The organism is Arthrobacter cheniae (genome assembly GCF_003602275.1).
Taxonomy (GTDB): Bacteria; Actinomycetota; Actinomycetes; order Actinomycetales; family Micrococcaceae; genus Arthrobacter_D; species Arthrobacter_D cheniae.
In genome coordinates this window covers 47,570-53,691 of record NZ_QZVT01000015.1, presented here as the reverse complement: position 1 = coordinate 53,691, position 6,122 = coordinate 47,570, and the positions used below count along the sequence as shown (strand labels likewise).

Sequence of the window (6,122 nt, the reverse complement as noted above, 5' to 3'; positions counted from 1 at the left end):
AACCGCAGGTCAGGCCGCTCACCGAGTAGTCGGCCGACACTGCAGTCTCACGTGATGGCTGGTTCGGGGTGGCCTGCTGGGGTGCGCAGCACCCACATGACCCGCCGGCGGATGCGGTGTCACCTGTGGCAACGGTCGTGCTGATGTCCGTGAGGGTCATCGTCGTGTTGGGTGTTGCGTTCATGATCGGTCTCCTGAGTGCGATGTGAGGTGCAGGCGGTGTCGCCTATACGGGAGAGGCTCCTGCTGGAGGTCAGGTCCTATTGGGAGCCTTGATGGGTGCAGGTGCGCGGTCAGACCATCACTGTGTATATCCCTCGTGAGGGAGACAACTTTTCAGGTACCCCAGAACCTATACCCCCCGGGGGTATAAGTCAAGAGAGTGTTGGACTGCCTTTCAGCACTTTCTTGGCAGGACGCCTCAGCGGCAGCAGCGTGCCCCTCACTTTGCGGAAATACCCGGGAGGGGTATAGCGTTATTTTCACTAGATACCCCCCAGGGGTATGACGGAGAAGAGGATGTGTTGGCTGTGAACGAGTACAAGGTGACGGGAATGACCTGCGGGCACTGCGAGATGTCGGTCCGTGAGGAGGTTGCCGCGGTCCCGGGCGTCGAGGACATCCAGGTCAGCGCGCAGACGGGCAAGCTCGTCATCACCGGAGCGGATGGGATCGATGACGAGAAGGTGCTGGCTGCGGTGACGGAAGCCGGTTACTCGGCGGTGCGGGCCTGATGAAGGCTCCGGCACGGCTTGCGCTCTACGGTGCCGGGTTGGTGGTGGCGTTCAGCGCGGCCTACGGGCTCGCCGGCGTCGTCGTCCCGGACAGCGTCGTAGCGGCGTGGCAGGACACGAGCGGGATGAAAGATCACAGCGAAGGGCAGGACGACATGGGCACTCACGACCGGGGCATGAACGAGGCCGGGCAGGAAGCGGGCGGCATGGCAGGACACGAGCACGCTCCGGACGGCGGCCGGGCCCCCGAGGGAATCAGGCCCGCTACCAACCCGACGTACCCGGTGGGCACGAAAGTCATCCTCACCGCCGACCACATGCCGGGCATGAAGGGGGCGGACGCGGTTATCTCCGGTGCTTTCGACACCACGACCTACTCGGTGAGCTACACGCCCACCACCGGTGGGCACCCGGTTGTCGATCATCGGTGGGTCGTCCATGAGGAGCTCGACAACGCCGGCAACGCGCCTTTGGCCGACGGTATGGAGGTGGTGCTCAACGCCGAACACATGACCGGTATGAGCGGGGCGAAGGCCATGATCGACAGCTCGACCGCCGAGACCGTGTACGTGGTCGACGTCGACGCGAACGGCATGACGATGAGCAATCACAAATGGGTCGTCGAGAGCGAAATCAAGCCAGCCTCCTGACATTTGGGTGCCCTCCGCCCGTCAAGCAGGCGGAAACGAAGCAACAGAGCGGGAATCAGGGTAGGAATCAGAGTGGAGAACGCAGTGAGCACAACAGCACCACCGGCAGGCGGGACGCAGATCGAGCTGGAGGTCGGCGGGATGACCTGCGCTTCCTGCGCGAACCGGATCGAGCGGAAGCTGAACAAGCTCGACGGCGTCCAGGCGAGTGTCAACTACGCCACCGAGAAGGCGAGGGTCACAGTGCCCGACGGGTACGACCCGGCGCTGCTGATCAGTGAGGTCGAGAAGACTGGGTATACCGCCGTGCTCCCGGCGCCCAGAAACAGTGGCAGGCGTGAGGCGTCGTCCACTGATGACGAGGACGCTCCCAATCAGGAGCTGCTGTCGCTCAAGCACCGGCTGATCGGGTCGATCGTGCTCACCGTCCCGGTGATCGCGATGGCGATGATCCCGGCGCTGCAGTTCACCTACTGGCAATGGCTGTCGCTCGCCCTCGCCGGTCCGGTGATCGTGTGGGCGGCTTGGCCGTTCCATAAGTCCGCCTGGACGAATCTCAAGCACGGTACTGCGACGATGGACACGCTCATCTCGATGGGCACCTCTGTCGCCCTGCTGTGGTCGCTGTACGCGTTGTTCTTCGGTACTGCAGGTGTCCCGGGCATGACCCACCCGTTCGAGCTGACGGTCGGCCCGTCTGATGGTGCGGCGAATATCTACCTTGAGGTCGGGGCCGGGGTGACGATGTTCATTCTTGCCGGCCGGTACTTCGAGAAGCGGTCCAAGCGTCAAGCCGGGGCAGCGCTTCGGGCGTTGCTGGAGCTGGGCGCGAAGGAAGTCTCGGTGCTGCGAGGCGGCGCCGAGGTCAAGGTCCCCACCTCCGACCTGCAGATCGGCGACGAGTTCGTTGTCCGCCCCGGTGAGAAGATCGCCACCGACGGCGTTGTCACTGCCGGTACCTCCGCCGTGGACGCCTCGATGCTCACCGGTGAGTCAGTGCCGGTGGAGGTGGCCGAGGGGGACGCGGTTGCCGGCGCCACCGTCAACGCCGGTGGCCGCCTCGTGGTGCGCGCCACCCGGGTCGGGTCCGACACGCAGCTGGCGCAGATGGCCAAGCTCGTCGAAGACGCGCAGACCGGCAAGGCTGAGGTGCAGCGCCTGGCCGACCGGATCTCCGGGGTGTTCGTGCCGATCGTGATTGCCGTCGCGGTCATCACGCTGGGGGCCTGGCTCGGGGCGGGGTTCCCGGTCGCGGCCGCATTCACCGCCGCCGTCGCCGTGCTCGTCATCGCCTGCCCGTGCGCCCTGGGGCTGGCGACCCCGACCGCACTGCTGGTGGGCACCGGACGCGGAGCGCAGATGGGCGTGCTCATCAAGGGCCCCGAGGTGCTGGAGTCCACCCGGAAGGTCGACACGGTCGTGCTGGACAAGACCGGCACGGTCACCAGCGGCAAGATGACCTTGGTCGAGGTCATCACCGAACCCGGTGTTGATCGGGCCGAGTTGCTGCGCCTGGCCGGCGCGTTGGAGGATGCCTCCGAGCACCCGATCGCGCAGGCCATCGCCAAGGCAGCCACCCAGGAGGCCGGCACCCTCGCATCAGCGGAGGACTTCGCCAACCTCGAGGGCAAGGGCGTGCAGGGCGTCGTCGACGGGCACGCGGTGCTCGTAGGCCGTGAGTCTTTGCTGGCCGAGTGGTCCCAACGCCTCTCCGGCGAGGTGGCCTCGGCCAAGGCCCGCGCCGAGGGTGAGGGCAAGACAGTCGTTGCAGTCGGCTGGGACGGCGCCGCGCGCGGCATCCTCGTTGTCGCTGACACGGTCAAGCCCACCAGCAAGGAGGCGATCGCCGAGCTGAAGGCACTCGGGCTCACCCCGGTGCTCCTGACCGGTGACAACGAAGCCGTGGCCCGGCAGATTGCCTCCGAGGTCGGCATCGAACAGGTCATCGCCGAGGTCCTCCCGCAGGACAAGGTCGACGTCGTCGCCCGCCTGCAGAAAGCGGGCAAGGTCGTCGCGATGGTCGGCGACGGTGTCAACGACGCCCCCGCCCTGGCCCAGGCCGACCTGGGCTTGGCGATGGGCACCGGCACCGATGCCGCGATCGAAGCCTCCGACATCACCCTGGTACGTGGCGACCTTCGATCCGCGGTCGACGCGATCCGCCTGTCCCGCAAGACCTTGTCGACGATCAAGACGAACCTGTTCTGGGCCTTCGCCTACAACGTCGCCGCGATCCCGATCGCCGCCCTCGGCATGCTCAACCCGATGCTCGCCGGTGCGGCAATGGCATTCTCCAGCGTGTTCGTCGTCGGCAACAGCCTCCGGCTGCGCGGGTTCACCAGCATCGCCCAGAAAGTCTGACCTCCACGCCAGTTGCTCGTGCCCCTGAGGACGCACCGATTCAGGAGAGAGCTATGTCCCACACCCCACTATCCGCCACCCCAGGCGGATAGCGTATAGGCCCCTCGGGGCATGGTGATCCCGCTGCTTGCGATCTCGGGCGCGCAACTGCTGGTGATCCTCAACGACATCATCACCACTGTCGCCCTGCCGACGATCCAGACCGCGCTCGGCATCAGCTCCGCGCTGCTGCCGGCGCAGCGGAGATCTGCTCGATTGTCGAGGCGCTTATTGGTCGTCGTTATCACGGGTGGGGTGTCCGAGAGCTCGCTGAACACCTGAGTGCCAGCCGAAGTACGGTCAATCGTCTGCTGTCCCGGCTCGTCGAGGAGCGTATGGCGTCCCGGGATATCAGCGGCGCCTACGTGATCGGACCCCCTTTGAGGATCCTGTCGAACACCATCCAAGAAAATCATCCGCTTCTCGTCGCCGGCGGGCGGATCCCCTCGCACCTCAGTGCAACAACGGGAGCAACCGCCGTCCTTGCAGTCGAGTCGCCCAAGCCCGAGGAATGCTTCGTCCTGGTATCCAAGGACCACCCTCGCCGGTGCGCTACACCCCGAAGGTGGGAACAACGCTACCCACGCATGCAGGAGCACTGGGCATGGCAATCTTTGCCGCCGCGGAATAGCAGGTCTATCCGAGCACTTGAGAACGTTCACAGCGGAGTCGGTTGGGCTTCCAACTCCAGCAGGCGGGCTTTACGTACGCGCCACTCCCTTCTGAGTTTCAGCCGCAGCTTCCACCATCTCCACATCGCTCTAGTATGAGGCGTCCGCGGAGACTGACAGTGAGTTTTGAGCGGCCCTAAATTCGTCCGTCCCGCTGAGGGATCGGCTTACGAACGTTGTTCTCGTTCACGAGTGAGAGCCCAGCTGCTTGTTCTTGCCTAGAGGTACGATCACGCTCATGAATGCTTGCTCGGTACTGCGCTGTCTCGAACCTTCAACGAGTTCATTCACGTTGGCACCCTATTCGGGCCACGGGGTGCCCGTTTGTTCGGGCCATAAGGATCAGTTGGATGCTGGGACGCGGTGGATGGCCAATTCGGATACACCAGTGAGGGCAGTCCTAGCAGGAACGTATACAGGTCCCGTCACGATTCTGATGGGGCAAGATCTTCCCACTGAACCACTAGTTCAATCGCTTGGCCTGAGTCCGACCATCGGTAGTGAGTCTGGCTACTCCATCAAGGCGGGACTCGAGGCCTCGGAGGGTGAGCAGTCGATCTCTTTTTGGTTGACCGAAGAGCAGGGTAAGCGGCTCGGATCTTGGCTCACCGAATAGCACCAAAATGTCAGGTGAGGGATCCCTTATCGGGAGTCGATCACCCACTTCTAGCGCATGAGGCACGTGGAAATCAGAACGGCTATGGCGCGGAGGGCAGAACGCCGACCCCATGAACAGGATTCCTACGATGGTGAAACCACGCATGTTTCGCCTCCTACCTCGTCCAGACGATTTACCGTTCTCCTTCGCATGAGTCGCGAGCCAGGACAGGCCGAGCGCGCAAAGCACGAGGCCCAGCAGTCCGATGGCAAAAATGTCGAAGACAATGAGAAGAAGGATCGGATCGTAGGCCACAGCTTGAACATACTCCGCCAACACCTCCCTAGCTTCGGGTGCGTATCCACCCTTAGGTACCCGTATGGCGATCCCTCATCGGACATAGATCGGGGTCGCTGCTTGTACTGCGCTCGGTACGCTCATCGAAAGACTCAAGCGAGGGGACAAGCGTATGTCTGACGAGATAGTGATTCGGCGGTGCGACGACGCTGACTTAGCCGCACTGGAAATGACCGAACCGCCAGGAGCGGGCGTTGCGCGCAGCCATCTTCAACACCAGGCCACCGGCAAGATTGTGTACGCAGCAGCTTGGCAAACACACCAACCGGTCGGGGCCGTCGTCCTAGATTTGGCTTCGAATCACACCCCGGAGTTGAAGCACCTGTTTGTACAGGAAGCCGCTCGAGGCGCCGGCGTAGGCACGGTCTTGTGTGCCTGGACAGAGAGTTACGCCGCCCAGGCAGGATTCGACAAGATCTACCTCGGCGTTGGCGTCGAGAACCAGGGTGCTCGCCGGCTCTATGAACGGCTGGGCTTCACACCTACCGGGCAAACAACCACGACGACCTATCAGTACGTCGACGACGACGGACGAAAGCAGTGGGCCACTGAAACAGACGACATTCTCGAGAAGACCCTAGCTAGATAAGATCCATCTCGTAGGAGGTCGGCAGTGCGCTGAACGATCCCTGACCGTCCAGGGCTGTGTGTGAACTGGTCAGCTGGAAGTGTCTCTAGCGGTTACCTCGGAAGGCCTCGATCTGGGTTCGGC

At 63.4% G+C, this 6,122-nt stretch carries 7 protein-coding genes; 6 read left to right on the top strand and 1 reads right to left on the bottom strand.

The features are described from left to right. On the bottom strand, positions 1 to 184 hold a 184-nt coding region (locus tag D6T63_RS19065; RefSeq protein ID WP_147394432.1), incomplete at its 3' end, for a hypothetical protein. 340 nt (positions 185 to 524) lie between these two features. On the opposite strand from D6T63_RS19065, the gene D6T63_RS17750 reads away from it, so the two are divergent. The 6 genes from D6T63_RS17750 to D6T63_RS17725 all read left to right on the top strand — a co-directional run bounded on the left by D6T63_RS17750 (position 525) and on the right by D6T63_RS17725 (position 5,999). After that, complete coding sequence (locus D6T63_RS17750) at positions 525 to 734, top strand: heavy-metal-associated domain-containing protein (protein ID WP_120150565.1); 210 nt, start codon at positions 525 to 527, stop codon at positions 732 to 734. Next, positions 734 to 1,384, top strand: a complete 651-nt coding sequence (locus D6T63_RS17745; protein WP_120150563.1) for a YdhK family protein — start codon at positions 734 to 736, stop codon at positions 1,382 to 1,384. The genes D6T63_RS17750 and D6T63_RS17745 overlap by 1 nt, the downstream gene beginning before the upstream one ends. 84 nt (positions 1,385 to 1,468) lie before the next feature. Then, positions 1,469 to 3,745: a heavy metal translocating P-type ATPase gene (locus D6T63_RS17740; protein ID WP_328588690.1), complete on the top strand. Its 2,277-nt coding sequence runs from the start codon at positions 1,469 to 1,471 to the stop codon at positions 3,743 to 3,745. 111 nt (positions 3,746 to 3,856) lie between these two features. Then, complete coding sequence (locus D6T63_RS19925) at positions 3,857 to 4,066, top strand: hypothetical protein (protein ID WP_235830842.1); 210 nt, start codon at positions 3,857 to 3,859, stop codon at positions 4,064 to 4,066. Then, positions 3,991 to 4,554 (top strand): helix-turn-helix domain-containing protein, encoded by a 564-nt coding sequence (locus D6T63_RS20145; protein WP_328588691.1) that lies wholly within the window; start codon positions 3,991 to 3,993, stop codon positions 4,552 to 4,554. Before D6T63_RS19925 ends, D6T63_RS20145 begins: the two co-directional genes overlap by 76 nt. A 968-nt stretch (positions 4,555 to 5,522) precedes the next feature. After that, the gene (locus tag D6T63_RS17725; RefSeq protein ID WP_120150557.1) at positions 5,523 to 5,999 is read left to right on the top strand and encodes a GNAT family N-acetyltransferase; all 477 of its coding nucleotides are present in this window, start codon (positions 5,523 to 5,525) and stop codon (positions 5,997 to 5,999) included. Positions 6,000 to 6,122: the final 123 nt, after the last annotated feature.

Coding starts and splice junctions, on each gene's coding strand:
- D6T63_RS17745 (WP_120150563.1), top strand. CDS start 734: ATGAAGGCTCCGGCACGGCTTGCGCTCTACGGTGCCGGGTTGGTGGTG.
- D6T63_RS19925 (WP_235830842.1), top strand. CDS start 3,857: ATGGTGATCCCGCTGCTTGCGATCTCGGGCGCGCAACTGCTGGTGATC.
- D6T63_RS17725 (WP_120150557.1), top strand. CDS start 5,523: ATGTCTGACGAGATAGTGATTCGGCGGTGCGACGACGCTGACTTAGCC.